Annotated in this window: 18 protein-coding genes; 15 read left to right on the plus strand and 3 right to left on the minus strand. The window is 69.4% G+C overall.

The window, feature by feature from the left end:
• Positions 1 to 197 precede the first annotated feature (197 nt).
• Genes ACUN0C_RS17905 through ACUN0C_RS17920 form a run of 4 tightly spaced genes read left to right on the plus strand, consistent with a single transcriptional unit; the run spans position 198 to position 2,988 of the window.
• A complete protein-coding gene (locus tag ACUN0C_RS17905; RefSeq protein WP_445467770.1) occupies positions 198 to 1,130 on the plus strand; it encodes a peptidylprolyl isomerase in 933 nt (310 codons plus the stop codon).
• Positions 1,131 to 1,141: 11 nt separating this feature from the next.
• Complete coding sequence (gene argJ / locus ACUN0C_RS17910) at positions 1,142 to 2,383, plus strand: bifunctional glutamate N-acetyltransferase/amino-acid acetyltransferase ArgJ (protein ID WP_445467771.1); 1,242 nt, start codon at positions 1,142 to 1,144, stop codon at positions 2,381 to 2,383.
• 4 nt (positions 2,384 to 2,387) lie between these two features.
• Complete coding sequence (locus ACUN0C_RS17915; protein WP_445467772.1) at positions 2,388 to 2,789, plus strand: (deoxy)nucleoside triphosphate pyrophosphohydrolase; 402 nt, start codon at positions 2,388 to 2,390, stop codon at positions 2,787 to 2,789.
• A 16-nt stretch (positions 2,790 to 2,805) separates the two neighbouring features.
• Entirely contained in the window at positions 2,806 to 2,988 is a 183-nt protein-coding gene (locus ACUN0C_RS17920) for a Flp family type IVb pilin (protein WP_445467773.1), read from the plus strand.
• Positions 2,989 to 3,000: 12 nt separating this feature from the next.
• Here the strand turns inward: ACUN0C_RS17920 and ACUN0C_RS17925 are convergent, their stop codons facing one another.
• Positions 3,001 to 3,888 (minus strand): methyltransferase domain-containing protein, encoded by an 888-nt coding sequence (locus ACUN0C_RS17925; protein WP_445467774.1) that lies wholly within the window; start codon positions 3,886 to 3,888, stop codon positions 3,001 to 3,003.
• 72 nt (positions 3,889 to 3,960) lie between these two features.
• Between ACUN0C_RS17925 and ACUN0C_RS17930 the strand changes: the two genes are divergently transcribed.
• The 4 genes from ACUN0C_RS17930 to ACUN0C_RS17945 all read left to right on the plus strand — a co-directional run bounded on the left by ACUN0C_RS17930 (position 3,961) and on the right by ACUN0C_RS17945 (position 6,340).
• The gene (locus tag ACUN0C_RS17930; protein ID WP_445467786.1) at positions 3,961 to 4,713 is read left to right on the plus strand and encodes a ComF family protein; all 753 of its coding nucleotides are present in this window, start codon (positions 3,961 to 3,963) and stop codon (positions 4,711 to 4,713) included.
• Between the two features lie 75 nt (positions 4,714 to 4,788).
• Entirely contained in the window at positions 4,789 to 5,040 is a 252-nt protein-coding gene (grxC, locus tag ACUN0C_RS17935; protein WP_445467775.1) for a glutaredoxin 3, read from the plus strand.
• Positions 5,041 to 5,045: 5 nt separating this feature from the next.
• A complete protein-coding gene (locus tag ACUN0C_RS17940) occupies positions 5,046 to 5,903 on the plus strand; it encodes a carbon-nitrogen hydrolase family protein (RefSeq protein ID WP_445467776.1) in 858 nt (285 codons plus the stop codon).
• Positions 5,900 to 6,340 carry a DUF1178 family protein gene (locus ACUN0C_RS17945; protein WP_445467777.1) on the plus strand — a complete coding sequence of 147 codons (441 nt, stop codon included), beginning with the start codon at positions 5,900 to 5,902 and terminating at the stop codon, positions 6,338 to 6,340. The genes ACUN0C_RS17940 and ACUN0C_RS17945 overlap by 4 nt, the downstream gene beginning before the upstream one ends.
• A 6-nt stretch (positions 6,341 to 6,346) precedes the next feature.
• On the opposite strand, the gene ubiG is transcribed toward ACUN0C_RS17945, so the two are convergent.
• Positions 6,347 to 7,105, minus strand: a complete 759-nt coding sequence (gene ubiG, locus ACUN0C_RS17950) for a bifunctional 2-polyprenyl-6-hydroxyphenol methylase/3-demethylubiquinol 3-O-methyltransferase UbiG (protein ID WP_445467778.1) — start codon at positions 7,103 to 7,105, stop codon at positions 6,347 to 6,349.
• 162 nt (positions 7,106 to 7,267) lie between these two features.
• Between ubiG and ACUN0C_RS17955 the strand changes: the two genes are divergently transcribed.
• The 7 genes from ACUN0C_RS17955 to ACUN0C_RS17985 all read left to right on the plus strand — a co-directional run bounded on the left by ACUN0C_RS17955 (position 7,268) and on the right by ACUN0C_RS17985 (position 17,688).
• A complete protein-coding gene (locus ACUN0C_RS17955) occupies positions 7,268 to 8,521 on the plus strand; it encodes an aspartate kinase (protein ID WP_445467779.1) in 1,254 nt (417 codons plus the stop codon).
• Between the two features lie 109 nt (positions 8,522 to 8,630).
• A complete protein-coding gene (gene ptsP, locus ACUN0C_RS17960; protein ID WP_445467787.1) occupies positions 8,631 to 10,844 on the plus strand; it encodes a phosphoenolpyruvate--protein phosphotransferase in 2,214 nt (737 codons plus the stop codon).
• 24 nt (positions 10,845 to 10,868) lie between these two features.
• On the plus strand, positions 10,869 to 11,945 hold the full coding sequence (gene prfA / locus ACUN0C_RS17965; protein ID WP_445467780.1) for a peptide chain release factor 1: 1,077 nt from the start codon (positions 10,869 to 10,871) through the stop codon (positions 11,943 to 11,945).
• Positions 11,942 to 12,796, plus strand: a complete 855-nt coding sequence (gene prmC / locus ACUN0C_RS17970; protein WP_445467781.1) for a peptide chain release factor N(5)-glutamine methyltransferase — start codon at positions 11,942 to 11,944, stop codon at positions 12,794 to 12,796. The genes prfA and prmC overlap by 4 nt, the downstream gene beginning before the upstream one ends.
• A gap of 233 nt (positions 12,797 to 13,029) precedes the next feature.
• A complete protein-coding gene (locus ACUN0C_RS17975; protein ID WP_445467782.1) occupies positions 13,030 to 13,821 on the plus strand; it encodes a DUF4167 domain-containing protein in 792 nt (263 codons plus the stop codon).
• A 271-nt stretch (positions 13,822 to 14,092) separates the two neighbouring features.
• Complete coding sequence (clpB, locus tag ACUN0C_RS17980) at positions 14,093 to 16,693, plus strand: ATP-dependent chaperone ClpB (RefSeq protein ID WP_445467783.1); 2,601 nt, start codon at positions 14,093 to 14,095, stop codon at positions 16,691 to 16,693.
• 152 nt (positions 16,694 to 16,845) lie between these two features.
• Positions 16,846 to 17,688: an MOSC domain-containing protein gene (locus ACUN0C_RS17985; RefSeq protein WP_445467784.1), complete on the plus strand. Its 843-nt coding sequence runs from the start codon at positions 16,846 to 16,848 to the stop codon at positions 17,686 to 17,688.
• Positions 17,689 to 17,719: 31 nt separating this feature from the next.
• On the opposite strand, the gene ACUN0C_RS17990 is transcribed toward ACUN0C_RS17985, so the two are convergent.
• Positions 17,720 to 19,660: a M23 family metallopeptidase gene (locus ACUN0C_RS17990; RefSeq protein ID WP_445467785.1), complete on the minus strand. Its 1,941-nt coding sequence runs from the start codon at positions 19,658 to 19,660 to the stop codon at positions 17,720 to 17,722.
• Positions 19,661 to 20,088 lie beyond the last annotated feature (428 nt).

Consider the following 20,088-nt stretch of genomic DNA (forward strand, 5'->3'; position numbering starts at 1 on the left):
AATCGGGGTCGGTCCGAGAAACAGGCTACCAGGGGCGACGCTCGACATCGCAGAATTCGGAACTCGCGGAGAGCGTGGCCGACCCTCGCGCCTGCCCCGCCTTCTGGACGGCGGGTCCGCGGACAGATAAGAACGCGCCCGATTTCTGTCAATCTGACGTGCTTCCCGTCGCCGGAGCACACCTTCATGGAGTTCCGATGACCCTTGTCAGCACCGCATCGCGGATTGCGCTCGCGCTTGCCGCGGCGCTCGCACTCGCCCCGGCCGCCGCGCTCGCCCAGGCCAATCCGCCGGCCGCCGCCGCCGAACCGGTCGCGGCGGATCCCGAAAAGGTGCTCGCCCGCGTCGGCGACGTGACCATCACCGAAGCCGACGTGGCCCAGGCCAACGAGGACTTCGGCGACGAATTGCAGCAGATCCCGCAGAACCGCCGTCGCGGCGTCCTGATCGACGTGCTGGTCGACATGGAACTGCTCGCGAAGGCCGCGCGGGAGAAGGGCCTCGACAAGACCGCCGAGTTCGAGCGCCGCATGGACATGCTGCGCACCCGGGCATTGCGGAACCTCTACGTGGAGAAGGAGATCGTCGGCTCCGTAACGGACGCCGAGATCAAGGCCGAGTACGACACGGAAGCCGCCAAGTTCGCCTCGCAGGAAGAGGCGCACGCCCGCCACATCCTGGTCGAGACCGAGGAGGAGGCGAGGGCGGTGATCGCCAGCCTCGAGGGCGGCGGAGATTTCGCGGCGATTGCCAAGGAGAAGTCGAAGGATCCCGGCAGCGGTGCGAACGGCGGCGATCTCGGCTTCTTCCGGAAGGGCCAGATGGTGCCCGAATTCGAGGCCGCGGTGTTCTCGCTCGAGCCGGGCGGCATCACGAAGGAGCCCGTGCAGTCTCAGTTCGGCTGGCATGTGATCAAGCTCGAGGAGAAGCGGCAGAGCGCGCCGCCCCCGCTCGAGGACGTGAAGGAGCAGGTCAAGAGCGCGCTGCTTCGGCAGAAGTTCGAGACGACAATGAGCGAACTCCGCGCGAACACGTCGGTCGAAATCGCCGGCGAGCCGCAGCCGGGCAGCGCCGGCGCCCCGGAAGCGCCGGCCGGCGAGGCGACGCCCGCCCCGCAGCAGCCGAACTGACCGGAGCCTCGATGTCCGCCAAGGTGTCGCCGTTCGCCCCGGCGTCCTATCCCCGCATGCCGGTCGTGAACGGCGTCCGCTTCGCGAGCACCGAGGCGGGCATCCGCTACCGGAACCGCCGCGACCTGCTGCTTGCCGTGTTCGATCCTGGGACGGCGGTGGCGGGCGTCTTCACGCAGTCGCGCTGCGCCTCGGCGCCCGTCGACTGGGACCGCGAGCGGCTCGGCCGCGGCACGGCGCGCGCGCTGGTGGTGAATTCCGGCAACGCCAACGCCTTCACCGGCAGGAAAGGCCGCGACGCGACGCGGCTGACGGCGGAGGCCGCAGCGCGTGCCGTCGGGTGCCTGGCGGAGGAGGTGTTCCTGGCCTCCACCGGCGTCATCGGCGAGCCCCTCGATCCCGCTCCGTTCGAACGGCATCTCGGAAGGCTGCAGGCCGAGGCCGTCGCGGACGGGATCGTGGACGCCGCCCGGGCGATCATGACGACGGACACCTACCCGAAGGTGGCCACGCGCTCTGTCCGGCTCGGCGATGCCGCCATCACGATCAACGGCATCGCCAAGGGCGCCGGGATGATCGCGCCGGACATGGCGACCATGCTCGCCTTCGTCTTCACGGATGTCGCGGCGAGCCCCTCGACGCTGCAGGCGGCGCTCCGCGAGGCGGTGGAGGACAGCTTCAACGGGATAACGATCGACAGCGACACCTCCACCTCTGACACGGTGCTCCTCTTCGCGACCGGGGCATCGGGACGGGCCGGAGCTCCGAGCCTCGATGATGCCGACGTGGCCGATGGCGACGCGTTCCGGGCGGCGCTGGCGGATCTCTGCCGCGAACTCGCGCACCTGGTCGTGAAGGACGGCGAGGGCGCGACCAAGTTCGTGGAAGTGCGGGTGCGGGGCGCCGCCAGCGCGGACTCGGCAAGGAAGGTTGCGCGCTCGATCGCCAATTCGCCGCTGGTGAAGACGGCACTCGCCGGCGAGGACGCCAACTGGGGCCGGGTGGTGATGGCCGTCGGCAAGGCGGGCGAACCGGCCGATCGGGACCGCCTCTCGATCTGGTTCGGCGGGCACCGCGTCGCCTTCGAAGGCGAGCGCGATCCCGACTACTCCGAAGAGGCCGTCTCGGCTTACATGAAGGGGGCGGAGCTCGTGCTGACCGCCGATCTCGGCATCGGCGACGGCGAGGCGCGCGTCTGGACCTGCGACCTCACGGCGGAATACGTGGCGATCAACGCCGACTACCGTTCCTGATCCCGTGCCGCGCCTTCTCCTCGTCGCGGCGTGCGCGCTGGTCGATGGCGACGGCCGCGTTCTCGTGGCCCGGCGGCCCGAGGGCAAGGCCATGGCGGGGCTTTGGGAATTCCCGGGCGGAAAGGTCGAGGAAGGCGAGACGCCCGAGGCGGCGCTGATCCGCGAGCTGGCCGAAGAGCTCGGCATCAGCGTTACGCAAGCGTGTCTCGCGCCCCTCACATTCGCCAGCCATTCTTATCCGGATTTTCACATTCTCATGCCATTGTTCGTGTGCAGGCGTTGGCAAGGAATGCCCGTGGCACGCGTACATGAAGCCCTGAAATGGGTTCGCCCGAACCGGCTGCGCGAGCTGGAGATGCCCGCCGCCGACGAGCCGCTCGTCAGCCACCTCGTCGATCTGCTCTGACCGCCTGGAGGGCCGCGTGCTGACCGCCAAGATCAAACGGTTCCTGCACGATCGGTCAGGCGCGACCGCAATCGAATACGGCCTCATCGCCTCCATCGTCGGCGCGGCGCTCATCGGCATTGCCGGCACGGGCGGCGCCCTCGAAGGCCTCTACGAGGACGTCCGCAAGATCATCGACGCGATGGTGGGGACCGGCTGAGGCTGCCTCGAGTCAGACCGTCCTGCTGCGACCTTTGCCGAGGACGTCGGCGAGGCTGACGGTTGCCGATCCGCGCCGGGCGGGCTTCTGCTGGCCTTCGTGCGGCGCCCAGCCGGAGAGCGAGACCACCTCGAACGTCGCGCGCACGCGTCCGTCGGGATCGGCGAAGCGATCGGCATAGATCTCCGCCGCGCGCAGGAAGAGCCGGCGCGGCGGCGGCCGCCGGTCGCGCTCGACGAGCACGTTCGCGGCGCCCATTCCCCGCAAGTCCCGCATGAGGTGGAACGCCGAATCGTACCGGACGGTGAGCACGTCGCGATCCGCGACCGGCAGCGCGAAGCCGGCGCGCTGGAGAAGCGCCCCGAGATCGCGCACGTCGGCGAAGGGCAGGACGCGCGGACTGGCGCCGCCGCGGACCTCCGCCTCCGCTTCCGCGAGCGTCTGGCGAAGCTCGGTCAGAGTGTCCCCGCCGAGCATGGCTGCGAGGAAGAGGCCGTCCGGGCGGAGCGCCCGGCGGATCTGCACCAGCGCGCCGGGCAGATCGTTCGCCCAGTGCAGGGACAGCACCGAGACGAAGAGGTCGAGGCTTTCCGGCGCGAAGGGCAGGGACTCCTCGTCCCCGACAAGTCCCGGGAGATCGCCCCGGCCGCAGTCGCCGGCGAACCCGCAAAGCCGGACCGTGGTTGCGGCCTTGCTGCTCCGGGCGAGCATTTCTGCAAGGGTGTCGCCGGGTTCGGCGATTGCGGCGAGCTCGAACCGGCGGTCGACGACGTCAAGCCGCTCCATGATGTCTCCGGCCGCCTGCCGGGCCAGGAAGTCCATTCCCGGCGCATTCCGGCGCAGCGCGCGCGCCAGTTGGGCGCGGTGGGCGGTCTTGTCCAGGATCGGTGGGACGGGCATCGCGCTCCAGGGATTTCGACGCACCGGCCATGCCGGGCTGACGCGGTTTCCGTGGCGGACTATCCTGTCACGATGCTTGCCGTCAAAGACCGATTGCCGCCGGTCGCGCGCTTCGCGTTGCGGCGGGCGATCGATCTCGTCATGCCGCCGGTCTGCCCGGTGTGCCGCAGCGCGATCGCCGATCCGCACGCGCTCTGCGCGCGCTGCTGGTCGGGCATGCGGTTCATCGGCCAGCCCTTGTGCCCCGTCTACGGCACGCCCTTCGCCTACGACCTGGGCGAGGGGGCGATCTCGCCCGAGGCGATGGCCGATCCGCCGCTTTTCCGAAGCGCCCGGGCCGTGGCGATCTACGACGGCCCGGCGCGGGCGCTGGTCCATGCCATGAAGTACAGGGATCACCCGGAACTCGCCCGGATGATGGCCGAGGCGATGGCGCGGGCCGGCTATGACCTCGTCGCGTCGGCCGATCTGATCGTGCCGGTGCCGCTCCACCGCTGGCGCCTGTGGCGGCGGCGCTTCAACCAGTCGGCGCTGCTGGCCGCGGCGATTGCGACGCAGGCCGGGAAGCCGTGTTCGCTTGCGGCCCTTGCGCGCGTGAAGCCGACCAGGCAGCAGGTCGGGCTCTCGGCCGCCCAGCGGCTCGCGAACGTCCAGGGCGCGTTCCGCGTCCCCGGTGCGGAAAGGCCGGCGGTCGCCGGCCACGCCATCCTCCTCGTCGACGACGTCTATACCTCCGGCGCGACCGCAAAGGCGGCGACGAGGGCCCTGCTTCGCGCCGGTGCCAGGAGCGTCGACGTGCTCACCTTCGCCCGCGTCGCGAACTGAACGGCCCTTCCTGCGTTCAAAGTTGAACCTTATATGACTGTCCGATCATCGATTTTCAGCAGGTGCCGCGCTGTCATGCGAGTTACGATCTACACCCGCCAGTTCTGCGGCTACTGCACCGCCGCCAAGCGCCTGCTGTCCGACAAAGGCATCGCCTTCGAGGAGAAGGACGCCACCAGTGCGCCGGAACTCCGTCGCGAGATGATCGAGAAGTCCGGAAGGTTCACCTTCCCCCAGATCTTCGTCGGCGACCATCACGTCGGCGGCTGCGACGATCTCTACGCCCTGGATCGTCGCGGTGAGCTCGACCGCCTGCTTGCAGCGTGACCCCGATGAGCAGCTTTCGTGCAGCCTGCGTCCAGCTCCGCTCGACCGGCAACGTCGGGCGGAACATCGCCGTCGTGGAGGACCTCGTGCGATCGGCTGCGGAGCTCGGCGCGGACTACGTCCAGACGCCCGAGATGACGAACATCGTGCAGCGCGACCGGGCCTTGCTCGAGGCTGCGATCCGGGAGGAGAAGGACGACCCCGCGGTCGCCGCGTTCTCGCGCCTCGCCAAGGACCTCGGGATCCATCTCCATATCGGTTCGCTCGCGCTCAGGGTCGGCGACCGGATCGCCAATCGGGCCTACGTGTTCGCGCCGGACGGCGCGGTGCTCGCGCGCTACGACAAGATCCATCTCTTCGACGTCGATCTCCCGAACGGCGAGAGCTGGCGCGAATCGGCGGTCTATGCGGGGGGCGACGCCGCGGTCGTGGCGGAGCTGCCCTGGTGCCGGCTGGGCGTCGCGATCTGCTACGACGTGCGCTTCCCCCAGCTCTTCAGGGCGCAAGCGCATGCCGGCGCCTCGGTGCTGACCGCGCCGGCCGCCTTCACGCGCCAGACCGGAGAGGCGCACTGGCACGTCCTCCAGCGCGCGCGCGCCATCGAGAACGGCGCCTTCATGATCTCGGCCGCGCAGGGCGGGCGGCATGAGGACCAGCGCGAGACGTTCGGACATTCCTTGATCGTCGGCCCGTGGGGCGAAGTGCTCGCGGAGGCGGGCGGCGACGGCCCGGAGGTGCTCGTGGCCGACATCGATCCCGCGAAGGCGACCGACGCGCGCCAGCGGATCCCCGCTTTGAAGAACGAGCGGCCGTTCGCCCTGCCGGACGGCGCCGCGAGGCTGCCCCTCAGGTCGGCATCATGATCCGGTACAGCCTCGTCTGTGCGGGCCGCCACGAATTCGAAGCGTGGTTCGGCAGCTCCGGCGCATTCGATGCGCAGCGCGCGGCCGGCCACGTCGCGTGCCCGATCTGCGGCAGCCTGGAGGTCGAGAAGGCGCTGATGGCGCCCTCCATCACGACCGGACGGAAAGGGTCGGAGGGTCGCGCCGAGCAGACTTCGCCTGCACACGGCCCCGACCGCAAGCAGATGATCGAGGCGATGAAGAAGGTGCGCAACCAGCTCATCGCCAACGCCGATTACGTCGGCGACCGCTTCGCCGAGGAGGCGCGCAAGATCCACTACGAGGAGGCGGAGAAGCGCGGCATCTACGGCCAGGCTACGCCGGAGGAGGCACGGGGCCTCATCGAGGAGGGCGTGTCGTTCGCGCCCCTGCCGGTTCTGCCGGACGACGCGAACTGAGCGCCTTCAGTCCGCAGGCGGCCGGGTCGCGCTCATCATGTAGTTCACGTCCGTGTCGCTCGACTGCTTCCAGCGGTCGCGGAGCGGGTCGTAGACGATCCCGGTCACGTTCCCGACCGCCAGGCCGGCCCGGGTGAGATGGGCCCCGAGCTCGTCGGGGCGGACGAGCTTGCCGTATTCGTGCGTGCCGCGGGGCAGCCAGCGGAGCACGTACTCGGCCCCGACGATCGCCAGGGCGTAGGCTTTCATGGTCCGGTTGATGGTGGCGAGGATCACCATGCCGCCCGGCCGCGTCAGCGCCGCACAGGTCCCGATGAAGGCGCCGAGATCGGGCACGTGCTCCACCACCTCCAGAGCGAGGACGACGTCGAAGCCTTCTCCGCGGTCCACCAGCGCTTCGGCGGTCGTCGCACGATAATCGATCGTACAGCCGCTCCGCTCGGCGTGGAGCCTGGCGACCGCGACGTTCTCGGGCGCGGGGTCGATGCCGACGGTCTCCGCCCCGAGTCGCGACACCGGCTCGCTGACGAGGCCGCCGCCGCAGCCGATGTCGACGAACCGCAGACCCTCGAACGGCCGCGCGTTCGCGTCCCGCCCGAAATGGTCGCAGACCATGTCGCGCACGTAGCCGAGCCGGACCGGGTTGAGCTGGTGCAGCGGCCGGAGCTTGCCGGCGGGATTCCACCAGTCGTCCGCCATGCGCGCGAACTTCGCGACCTCCTGCGGGTCGGTGTTGTCGGTGCGGCGATCGGCCGTGCTCGCCATGCGGAGCGTCTCCGGAGCGTCAGGAGGGTATTGGGACGGGATCGTTGCTCGTCCCGGCGGAAACCGATACAACGCGCCGCCGTCGCCCCGCTGCGGCGGCCGTCCATCCATTCTGAACACCAATCGGCTGCCCGGCAACCGCCCGCACACGGATCAGCAGCAATGGCGCGTCTCGTCATGAAGTTCGGCGGTACCTCCGTCGCCGACCTCGACCGCATCCGCAACGTCGCACGCCACGTGAAGCGCGAGGTGGATGCCGGGCATGAGGTCGCGGTGGTGGTCTCGGCCATGGCCGGCGAGACGAACAAGCTCGTCGCGCTGTGCCGCGGCGCTTCGCCGCTGCACGACGCGCGGGAATATGACACCGTCGTCGCGGCCGGCGAGCAGGTGACGTGCGGCCTGCTGGCGATCGCGCTCCAGGCGATGGGTGTCCATGCGCGGTCCTGGCTGGGCTGGCAGATCCCGATCCGCACGGACGCCGCGCACGGCGCCGCCCGGATCACCGGCATTCCGGCCGAGATGCTGCTCGAGCGGTTCGCGCAGGGCCAGGTCGCCGTCGTCGCCGGGTTCCAGGGGCTTGCTCCGGACAACCGGGTGGCGACGCTCGGCCGCGGCGGGTCCGATACGAGCGCGGTGGCGATCGCGGCGGCGGTCGGCGCGGACCGCTGCGACATCTATACCGATGTGGACGGGGTCTACACGACCGACCCGCGCATCGTCTCGAACGCGCGCCGGCTGGACAAGATCGCCTTCGAGGAGATGCTGGAGATGGCGTCGCTCGGAGCGAAGGTGCTGCAGGTCCGCTCGGTCGAGCTCGCAATGCTGCACGGCGTCAGGACCTTCGTGCGGTCGAGCTTCGACGATCCCGACGCGCCCCAGGCCGGCCCGGACGGGCAGCCGATCGGCACGCTCATCTGCGACGAGGACGAAATCGTGGAAAAACAGCTCGTTACCGGCATCGCCTACTCCAAGGACGAGGCGAAGATCACGATGCGCGGCGTGCAGGACAAGCCAGGCGTGGCCGCAGCCATCTTCGGCCCGCTCGCCGATGCCTCGATCAATGTCGACATGATCGTCCAGAACATCTCGGAGGACGGCCGGACGACCGATATCACCTTCACGGTCCCCACCGCCGATTTCGAGCGAGCGATGGCGCTCATCAAGAGCCTGGAAGGCGCCGTCACCATGGAGAGCGTCTCGGGGTCGAGCGACGTGGCGAAGGTTTCCGTCATCGGCATCGGCATGCGCAGTCACGCCGGCGTCGCCGCGAAAGCCTTCGAAGCACTGGCAGCCCGTGGTATCAACATACAATTGATCACCACCTCGGAGATCAAGATCTCGATCCTGATCGACGCCGCCTACACCGAGCTTGCGGTGCGGACGCTCCATTCAATATACGAACTCGACAAGACCTGAGGTCTAGCCGCCGGGCCGCCGGCCCGGCGATTCAGGAGGGGTGACCTTGCAGGTTACGCGGGGGGCACCGCCCGGTCCGCGCGTGCTGCTGAGGCGGCTCCGCGAGATCATGGCGGAGTCGATCGGCGCCCAGGAGCGCCTGGACAAGATCGTGAGGATCATCGCCGCGAACATGGTTGCGGAGGTGTGCTCGGTCTATGTCCTGCGTTCCGACGGCGTGCTCGAGCTCTATGCCACGGAGGGTCTGAAGGCGACGTCGGTCCACCGGGCCACGCTCACCGTCGGCCGCGGCCTGGTCGGCCTCATCGCCGCCGAGGCCCGGCCGCTCAACCTCCCCGACGCCCAGAGCCATCCGGCCTTCGCCTATCTCCCGGAGACGGGGGAGGAGATCTACCACTCGTTCCTGGGCGTCCCCATCCTGCGCGCCGGCCGGACGCTCGGCGTGCTCGTGGTACAGAACCGCTCGTTCCGATCCTATGCCGAGGAGGAGGTCGAGGCGCTCCAGACGACGGCCATGGTGCTGGCCGAGATGTTCGCCGCCGGCGAGATCGAGGATCTGACGGCGCCGGGGGCGGACCTCGACCTGAACCGGCCGGTCCACCTGAAAGGCGCGTCGTTCTGGGACGGCATCGCGCTCGGCCACGTCGTCCTCCACGAGCCGCGCATCGTCGTCACGCAGCTGATCGGCGAGGATTCGGAGCACGAGCTGAAGCGGCTCGACGCCGCGATGGCGAGCCTCAGGCTGTCGGTCGACGACCTGCTCGCCCGCAGCGCCTCCGTCGGCACCGGCGAGCATCGGGAAATTCTCGAAGCCTACCGCATGTTCGCCCAGGATCGCGGCTGGACGAGGCGCCTGCAGGAGGCGATTGAAGCCGGGCTCACGGCCGAGGCGGCCGTCGAGAAGGTGCAGAACGACACCCGCGCGCGCATGCTGCGGCAGACGGACCCGTTCCTGCGCGACCGGCTGCACGATTTCGACGACCTGGCGAACCGGCTGCTGCGCGAGCTGATGGGGCGCCCGCACGGGCCCGTCGCGGGCGAACTGCCGGAAGACGCCGTGATCGTGGCGCGCAACATGGGCGCCGCCGAGCTCCTCGACTACGACCATCGCCGGATCCGCGGGCTCGTGCTGGAAGAGGCCGGCCCGACGAGCCACGTCGCCATCGTGGCGCGCGCGCTCGGCATCGCCACCGTGGGACAGGCCCAGGACGCGGTCGCCCTCGCCGAGGCGGGCGACCCGATCATCGTCGACGGCGAGACCGGCGAGGTCCATCTCCGCCCGCCGACCGACATCGAGACGGCCTATATCGACAAGGTCCGGTTCCGGGCGAGGCGCCAGGAGCAGTACCGGCTGCTCCGCGACGAGCCCGCCGTGACGCGCGACGGCGTTTCCGTGGCGCTCCACGTCAATGCCGGCCTGATGATGGACCTGCCCCATCTCCCGGAATCGGGCGCCGTCGGCATCGGCCTGTTCCGGACCGAGCTCCAGTTCATGATCTCCTCGGCCTTTCCGCGGCAGAGCGAGCAACAGGCCTTCTACGCGCAGGTCCTCGATGCGGCGGGCGACAAGCCGGTGACGTTCCGCTCGCTCGACGTCGGCGGCGACAAGGTGCTGCCCTACCTCCGCTCGCAGGCGGAGGAGAACCCGGCCATGGGCTGGCGCGCGATCCGGCTCGGCCTCGATCGCCCGGCACTCCTCAGGACCCAGGTGAGGGCGCTGCTCCGGGCGGCGGCCGGGCGCGAACTGCGGCTGATGTTCCCGATGGTGACGGAGGTGTCGGAGTTCCAGCGCGCCAAGGCGATCGTCCAGCGGGAGATTGCGCATCTCACGCGGCACGGCCACGACGGCGCGACGCGGATCAGGCTCGGCGTCATGGTCGAGGTCCCGTCGCTGCTCTTCCAGCTCGACGAGCTGTTCGGAGCGGTGGATTTCGTGTCGGTCGGATCGAACGACCTGATGCAGTTCATGATGGCGAGCGACCGCGGCAACACACGGCTCGCCGGCCGTTTCGACACGCTCTGCCCCGCCTTCCTGCGCGCCCTAAAGCTCGTCGTGGAGAAGGGGAGTGCGGCGAATGCGCCCGTTTCCCTGTGCGGCGAGATGGCTGGGAGGCCGATCGAGGCCATGGCGCTCATCGCGCTCGGATACCGTTCGCTGTCGATGGCGTCCTCGTCGGTGGGGCCGATCAAGGCGATGGTGCGCGCCACGGAGCTCGGGCCGCTGCGGGAACGGCTCCTGTCGCTGCTGGACGAGGGGTTGTCGGCACCTGACATTCGCGGCGAGCTCCGCGGCTGGGCGGCGGCGAACGGCATTCCCGTCTGACCGTCCAGCGCCTATATCGCTCGCATGATCCCCACCGCCCGCCTGCGCCTCCTCATCGACCGCCACGATGCGATCACGGCCGCGCTCTCCGGTGCGCCCGAGCGCGACGAGTTCGTGCGGCTGTCGCGGGAGCTCGCCGAGCTCGAGCCCATTGCCGCCAAGGCGCGCGAGCTTCAGGACGCGCAGGCGGAACTGAGGGAGACCACGGCGCTCGTCGACGATCCCGGCACCGACCGCGAGATGAGAAGCCTCGCGGAGGAGGAGCTCGGTGTCCTCGAGGAGCGCATCGAGGCGTTGTCCAAGGAGCTGCAGATCCTGCTCCTGCCGAAGGACGCGGCCGACGAGCGGAGCGTCATCCTGGAGGTGAGGGCCGGGACGGGCGGCGACGAGGCGGGGCTCTTCGCCGGCGATCTCTTTCGCATGTACGAGCGCTACGCAGCGCTTCACGGCTGGAAGGTCGAGATCATGTCGGCGAGCGCGGGCGAGGTCGGAGGCTTCCGGGAGATCGTGGCGAGCGTCCGCGGCGCCGGTGTCTTCGCCCGCCTGAAATACGAATCGGGCGTCCACCGCGTGCAGCGGGTGCCGGCGACCGAATCGGGCGGCCGGATCCACACGTCCGCCGCAACCGTCGCCGTGCTTCCGGAGGCCGAGGAGGTCGACGTCGAGATCCGGCCCGAGGAGATCCGGGTCGACACGATGCGGGCCTCCGGGGCAGGCGGCCAGCACGTCAACACGACCGATTCCGCCGTGCGCATAACGCATCTCCCGACCGGGATCATCGTCGTCCAGGCCGAGAAGTCGCAGCACCAGAACCGGGCGCGCGCCATGCAGATCCTGCGCGCGCGGCTCTACGACCTCGAGCGCCAGCGCGCCGAGGACGAACGTGCCGCGGCGCGCAAGGGCCAGGTCGGATCGGGCGATCGCTCGGAGCGGATCCGCACCTACAACTTCCCGCAGGGGCGGGTGACCGACCACCGCATCAACCTGACGCTCTACAAGCTCGACAAGGTGCTCGACGGCGAGGCGCTCGACGAGATCATCGATGCGCTCATCGCGGAAGACCGGGCGCGGCTCCTTTCGGAGTTCGAGCGGGCGGCATGATTACGGTCCGGGAGGCCCTGTCCCGGAGCCGCGCGGAGCTCGCCCGCGCCGGGATCGAGACGGCCGATCTGGATGCGAGGCTTCTTCTCGAAAGGGCGCTCGGGATCACCGCCGTCGATTTGATCGCCAGGCCCGAGCAAGAGGTCGATCCAGCCGCCGGAGCCGCCCTGGCATCGCTGATCGAGCGTCGCGTGAGGCGTGAGCCGGTCGCACGGATCCTCGGCGCGAAGGAGTTCTGGGGCCTCGACCTCGTCGTCTCCCCCGCCACGCTGGTTCCGCGCCCCGACACGGAGATCCTGGTGGAGGCGGTCCTGCGCTGGGCTCGGCAGCAAGCCGGACCGAACCTGACGATCGCCGATCTCGGCACCGGGACAGGGGCGATCCTGATCGCCCTTCTGAGCGAGTTGCCGCATGCGCGCGGGATCGCGACGGACCTCAGCAGCGAAGCCCTCGCGACGGCGGCAGCGAACGCGCAGCGCCACGGCGTCGGCGACCGAATCACCTTTCTCCAGGCCGACTTCGCATCGCACCTGCCGGAACGGTGCGACGCAATCGTGTCGAACCCACCCTACATCCGAAGTGCGGACCTGGCGGGCTTGGAGGCGGAGGTTCGAGACCACGATCCGCGCCTCGCGCTCGACGGCGGACCGAGCGGCGTGGAGGCCTATGGCAAAATCATAGACGCGACCCCACATAGTCTTCGTCGCCCCGGACTCCTTGCACTGGAAGTCGGCTACGATCAGGCGGACAGTGTCGCCGCGATGTGTCAGGCTCGGCATATGTCGATTCGCGAGATCGGGAGCGACCTGTCGGGTCATGCCAGAGCGGTGCTTGCTGTCACGGCGGATTGACCGGCTGCATTTTGGCGCAGCGCAAAAAATCGCTTGGAACTGCGGGTTATTGCCGCTAGGTTCCAGCTACGAACCGTTGCCGAAGCCAACAAGAACGGCATCCCGACTGCGGGAGCGGCAGAGGGCCTTCAGGAATTCGGGCCGGTTCGTCTGCGTCGAAAAACGAGTGCAGCGGATCCTCGGGGGAAAGCCTCGGGCTGGGTCGCATCGGACGTGGATCGCATGACCAGATCATGATCCGGAAGTGGGATCAGGACGGTGGCGTGTCAGCCCTCAGAGACGAGAACGGTTTCATGAGACATAATCAGAATAGACGGTCGCGGGGTCGCAACCGTAAGGGGCCGAATCCGCTCACGCGGAGCTATGAATCGAACGGACCGGACGTGAAGGTCCGCGGCACGGCGATGCATGTGGCCGAGAAGTATATGACGCTGGCGCGGGACGCGCTTTCATCCGGCGATACCGTCGCGGCCGAAAACTATTTCCAGCACGCCGAGCATTACAACCGCATCGTGATGGCGGCGCAGTCGCAGGTGCAGCCGGCGCAGCCCTATCCTGCGCGCGACTACGGCGATCGCGACTACGATGACGATGAAGACGACGAGATGATGGTCAATGGCCGGCAGTTCCAGCGGCCGGAATACGATCAGCCGTACGAGCAGCGTCAGCCTATGCAGGGCGAGCCGCGACGCGGCGGACAGGACGAGCAGCGCCGCCCGCCGCGCGAGGCGCAGGAGAACCAGGCGGACGACGGCGACGAGCGCCCCGTGGAGCGCGACTCGCACCGGCGTCGCCGGCCGCGCTACGAGGATCAGCCGGCCGAGCTGCGGACAGCTTCGGACGGCGACGACGCTTCCTCCGAACAGCCGGTGCAATCGGCGCCGGCGCCGGCGCCGGCAGAGCTCGACGAAGCCCCGAAGCCGCGCCGCCGCCGCACCCGCAAGCCGGCGGCCGCGGAGGCCGAGGCCGACGACGGCGGCACGCGCGACGGCGAAGCCGCGCTCGCGGCATTCCCCGACCGCTGAACTGCTCGAAGGGCGGGCCTCTCGCCGGCCCTTTCTCATAGGCGTGCCCGCCCCGCCGCCGCGGCCCGTGTCCGGCCGGTGGTTCGGCGCTTGCGCGATTGCGCAAAGTCAACGCGCGCCCCGCCGGAATAGCGAAAATCGCGCCCGGCCGAGCTGGCCCGTTGAGTTGCAGAACGGCAACACCATATCAGGCGGACGGCCGCCGCCAGGGGTCGGATTCAGGCGCTCGCCGGTGCTTCGGGCCGGCGCGGCAGACCAGAAGGGGTGACGCATGAACTTCGAGAAATACACCGATCGCGCCCGCGGTTTCGTCCAGTCGGCGCAAACCCATGCGCTGGGACAGGGGCATCAGCAATTTACGCCCGAGCATCTCCTCAAGGTGCTCCTCGACGACCCCGAGGGGCTTGCATCCGGCCTGATCGAGCGAGCCGGCGGGCGACCGCGCGACGCCGCCCTCGCCCTCGATGCGGCGCTCGCGCGCGTGCCAAAGGTGTCCGGCGGCTCCGGGCAGCTCTACCTTGCCCAGCCCCTTGCGAAGGTGTTCGCGACCGCGAGCCAGCTCGCCGAGAAGGCGGGCGACAGCTTCGTCACCGTCGAGCGGCTCCTCCTCGCGCTCGCGATGGAGAAGGATGCCGGCACGGCGCAGATCCTCGCCAATGCGGGCGTGACGCCGACCGCGCTGAACCAGGCCATCAACGAGATCCGCAAGGGCCGGACCGCCGACAGTGCCGGCGCCGAGCAGGGCTACGATGCCCTCAAGAAATATGCGCGCGACCTCACGCAGGAGGCGCGCGACGGGAAGCTCGACCCGGTGATCGGACGCGACGAGGAGATCCGCCGCACCATCCAGGTCCTGTCGCGCCGGACCAAGAACAACCCCGTCCTCATCGGCGAGCCGGGTGTCGGCAAGACTGCGATCGTCGAGGGCCTCGCGCAGCGCATCCTCAATGGCGACGTGCCCGAGAGCCTTCGCGAGAAACGGCTGATGGCACTCGATATGGGCGCGCTCATCGCCGGCGCCAAGTATCGCGGCGAGTTCGAGGAGCGTCTGAAAGCCGTGCTTTCGGAGATCCAGTCGGCCGAAGGACAGATCATCCTCTTCATCGACGAGATGCACACCCTGGTCGGCGCCGGCAAGGCGGATGGCGCGATGGACGCCTCCAACCTGCTGAAGCCGGCGCTCGCGCGCGGCGAACTGCACTGCGTCGGGGCGACGACCCTCGACGAGTACCGCAAGCATGTCGAGAAGGATGCCGCGCTCGCCCGACGTTTTCAGCCGGTCTACGTCTCCGAGCCGACGGTCGAGGACACGATTTCCATCCTGCGTGGCCTCAAGGAGAAGTACGAGCTTCATCACGGGGTTCGGATCACCGATTCCGCAATCGTCTCGGCGGCGGTGCTTTCGAACCGCTACATCACCGACCGCTTCCTGCCGGACAAGGCGATCGACCTCGTGGACGAGGCTTCGGCGAGGCTCCGGATGCAGGTCGATTCCAAGCCCGAGCACCTCGACGAACTCGACCGTCGCATCATCCAGCTCAAGATCGAGCGCGAGGCCCTGAAGAAGGAGACCGACCAGGCCTCCCAGGACAGGCTCGTCCGGCTCGAGAAGGAACTCGCCGACCTCGAGGAGGAATCGGCCGAGCTGACGGCGCGCTGGCAGGCGGAGAAGGAGAAGCTGTCGGCCGCGCAGAAGATCAAGGAGCAGCTCGATCAGGCGCGGTTCGACCTCGAACGTGCGCAGCGTCACGGCGATCTCGCCAAGGCCGGAGAACTCGCCTACGGCGTCATCCCCGATCTGGAGCGGAAGGTCACGGAGGCCGAGGCCGCCGACCGCGCGTCGGGCATGGTTGAGGAGGCCGTTACGCCCGACCATATCGCCGGCATCGTCTCGCGCTGGACCGGCATCCCGGTGGACAAGATGCTCGAGGGCGAGCGCGAGAAGCTGCTGCGCATGGAGGACGAGATCGGCCGGCGCGTGGTCGGTCAGGCGGAAGCGGTCCAGGCGGTCTCCACCGCGGTGCGCCGCTCGCGCGCCGGCCTGCAGGACCCGAACCGGCCGATCGGCTCGTTCATGTTCCTGGGGCCGACGGGCGTCGGCAAGACGGAGCTCACCAAGGCCCTCGCCGACTACCTGTTCGACGACGAGACCGCGATGGTGCGGATCGACATGTCGGAATACATGGAGAAGCACTCCGTGGCCCGGCTGATCGGCGCGCCTCCGGGCTATGTCGGCTACGAGGAGGGCGGGGCGCTCACGGAAGCGGTGCGGCGCCGCCCGTACCAGGTGATCCTCTTCGACGAGATCGAGAAGGCGCATCCGGACGTCTTCAACGTGCTCCTACAGGTGCTGGACGACGGCCGGCTCACGGACGGGCAGGGCCGCACGGTCGACTTCCGCAACACGCTGATCGTGATGACGTCGAATCTCGGCGCGGAATATCTCGCTGCCCTGCGGGAAGACGAGGACGTCGACGCCGTGCGCGACCAGGTGATGGCCGTTGTGCGGTCGAATTTCCGGCCGGAATTCCTCAACCGCGTCGACGAGATCATCCTCTTCCACCGGCTGAAGCGGAACCAGATGGAGACGATCGTCGACATCCAGCTCGGCCGGCTCCGGAAGCTGCTGGAGGACCGGAAGATCACGGTCGCGCTCGACGAGAGCGCCAGGCGCTGGCTCGCCGACAAGGGCTACGACCCGGCCTACGGCGCCCGGCCGCTGAAGCGCGTCATCCAGAAGCAGGTGCAGGACCCGCTCGCCGAGCGGATCCTCGCCGGCGACGTCCGGGACGGCGACACGGTCGCGGTCTCGGCCGGAACGGACCGGCTTCTGTTCCGCGTCGCAGACCAGGCCGCGGCGCAGGCGGCCTGAGTCGGACCACCGGCGAAGAAGGGGAGGGGGGGCCTGGGCGGGCCCCTCTTTCCGTTTCGGCGCCGGCTCAGCCCCCGCTTCGTTTCCGCGAATCGACTCGCGCCTGCTTCGGCCTTATGCCGGCGCCGGCGAGGATGGGGCACCGCATGCGCGTGGCGGAGATCAGATACTATCCCGTGAAGGGCGCGCGGGGCATCACGCTGCCCGAGGCTGAGGTCGAGAGACGCGGCATCGCCGGCGACCGCCGCTGGATGCTCGTCGATGCCGCGAACCGCGTCGTGACGCAGCGCGAATTGCCGCCGCTCGCGCGCCTGCGGGCGGAGCCGTCCGGGCCGGGCCTCCGGCTCGCCTTCGGCGGCGAGGCGATCGGCGTGGCGCAGCCGTCTGCCGGAGCGGCCGTGATCGCGACCTCGGTGTGGCACGATGCCGTATTGCTGCGGGAGGCTGCCGAGGCGGGACCCTGGCTGTCGGCCCGGTTCGGCATGCCGCTCCGGCTCGGCTTCCAGGCCGACGACATGCGCCGGCCCGTCGATCCGGACTGGGGCGGTCGCGCCGGCGACGAGGTGAGCCTGGCCGACGGCTTCCCGCTGCTCGTCACGTCGACGGCATCGCTCGCCTCGCTCCAGGTCGAGGTGGGCGCGCCGCTTCCAATGGGGCGGTTTCGTCCCAGCCTCGTCATCGGCGGTGCGCCGGCCTGGGACGAGGATTGCTGGCGCCGCCTGCAGATCGGCGAGGTGGAGATCGAGCTCGTGAAGCCCTGCGCACGGTGCGCGGTCACGACCGTCGATCAGGAGGACGGCGCGGCGCAAGGGCCCGAGCCGCTCGAAGCGCTGCGGCGGATTCGGTTCTCCACCAAGAGGCGCCTGCCCGGACTGCTGTTCGGCTGGAATGCGGTGCCGCGCCGGCTGGGGCGGATGCGGGTCGGCGATGTCGTGGAGGTTCTCGAACGGGGACCCGGCTGGCCGCTCAGGCGAACGTCCGCCGATCGAGGCTAAGGCGGGAGAGCACCCCGAAACGGCGCAGGCGTCAGCTGCGGGCTGCGGCGTAGCGCATCCCGTCGTCGCGGACGAGGAGCGCATCGATGCGTTTCCGCTCCCGCTCGAACGCGGCGAGTTCCGGCCCCTGCAGGGTCCGCCCGCGCGGCACCCGGATCTTCATCGGGTCGACGAAGCGATCGTTCACGAGCACCTCGTAATGGAGGTGGGAGCCGGTGGAGAGGCCGGTCGAGCCGACATAGCCGATGATCTGGCCCTGACGGACGCGGATGCCTTCCTTCACGTCCTTGGCGATCCCGTTCATGTGGCTGTAGGCGGTCTCGTAACCGTTGGCGTGGCGGATCTTCACATGGCGGCCGTAGCCGGATTTCCAGCCGGCATACTCGACGACGCCGTTGCCCGACGCCATGATCGGCGTGCCGCGCGGCGCGGCCCAGTCGACGCCGGAATGGAGCTTGGTGCGGCCGAGGATAGGGTGGCGGCGCATGCCGAAGGAGGAGCTGAAGCGCCCGCCGGCGATGGGCTTGCGCATCAGGAACTTCTTCGCGCTCTTGCCCTCGTCGTCATAGTAGTCGACGAGGCCATCGTCCGTCGTGCGGAAGCGGTAGAACCGGCGCTGCACGCCGCCGAGGCTGAGCGACGCGAACAGGATTTCCGTGCTCTCCGCCTCCTCGCCGTCGGCCTCGTACACCACTTCGAGCGTATCCGCCGGCGTCAGCCGCGCCTGAAGGTCGACGTCGTAGGAGAAGATCCGCACGATGTTCTCCACGATCGGGGTCGGCACGTCGAGCGCGAGCCCGGTTCCCCACAGCCCGGCATAGAGGCTGGGCAGGCTGCCCTGCGCGGGTGCGGGCGCCTCCTCGGCGAAGAGCGAGTCGTCGAAGGCCGGCTCCTCGGCCGGCACGAAGGCGCCCATATCGGCGAGCGCGACCGAACCCAGATGCGAGTCCGCTCCGTAGAGGCTGAGCCGGATCGGGCGGACGCGGCCCTGGCCGTCCGCCGCCAGGCCGAGGCGAAGCTTCTGTCCGCGCTCGATCTCGATGCCGAAATTCGCGTCGAATGCGGTCTGCACCGCCTCGATCTCCTCCGCCGTCGCGCCGGACTGCTCGAGGAGTTCGGCAAGCGTGTCGCCGGCGCCCACCGTGGCGATCTTCTCCTCGACCTCGGGGCCGATCTGGGGCTCGTCGGACTTCTCGACGAGCGAGACGTTCTCCGGCACGATGGCCACCGCGAGCGACGAAATCGCGGCCGTCGCATCGGTGGCACCAACCTCGAAACGGGCCGGATCGATATAGGGCAGGGAGGCGACCTCGACTGCTCCGTCGGCGAGGAAGGGTGCGGCTTCCCGCACGGAGCGCCGGACGTCGGCGAGCGTCAGCTCCGCGGCTTCCTCGAAGAGGACGCCGCGGGCCGGGAAGTCGCTGACCTTGATGGAGACCTCGCCGTCCACGTCCGCGCCGTAGAGAGCGTCGCTCGCTGCCATTTCCACCGGCTCGTCGCCGTCGGAGAAGATCTTGAGCGGGTTGAACGACGGGATACGTGCCGACACTGCCGGGGTGACAGGCGCGGCGAGGTTGGTCGCGATGTGGGCGAAGGGGCGCACCTTCACGACGTCGCGGTCGTCGATCCGGGTGACGGTGGAGACCGGAATGACACGCCGCACGATCTGGGATTCCGCCACCGGCCGCATTCGGTCGCCCTTGGAGGCGATCCCGCCGGCGCCCGGTATCGGGCGCGCGGCGCTCATCGCCGGCCGCAGGACCTCGTCGTCGCCGAGCCCGATCGCAGCCTGGAGTGCGCCGCCGCCGAGCGCAATGGCCGCGATGCCCGTCAGCACCGAGGCGGCGAGCCAGCGAAGACTAAGCCGCCGGCGGTCCGGCGGTCCCTGTCTGACGGCATCTATGTAGAGTGGTTCCTCGTCGCCGAGGTCGATGGCCGGGCGCCGGACGTGATGCGCGTGCGAAGCTATCACTCCTGGACCGAGCCCCCCTTCCAGGCCGCAATTCGCTCTCGAAGCGGCTGCGACTTCATAAGATCGTGAATGTGTCCGCTTCGTGGCCAGAGGTGCCAGCCGGGCCGACGCCTGTCAATCCTTGCGCCGGCTGGTGGAGGCGGGGGCGGGAGGGCCCCGCGCGGCCGCGGCGGTCGCGCGGAGCCGTGCAAGGGCCATCGCGCGAGCCGCGCACGGCCCTAACGAGAGGTCTTCGAGGGGCGGGCGACAGCCGCCGAACCCGCTCGCCGGGGCCGGCGCTCTGGGGCGCCGACCCGGCAACTCGGGGAGGGGGCGATCCGGCAACTCGGGGAGGGGGCGATCCGCCTGTCGGGGACACGGAGTACCAGCGCGGCGATTCGGTCCTTTTCGCTCCTTGACAGGTTTGTGACGGGTTCCCTATATGGCGG

Source organism: Faunimonas sp. B44 (assembly GCF_052655945.1).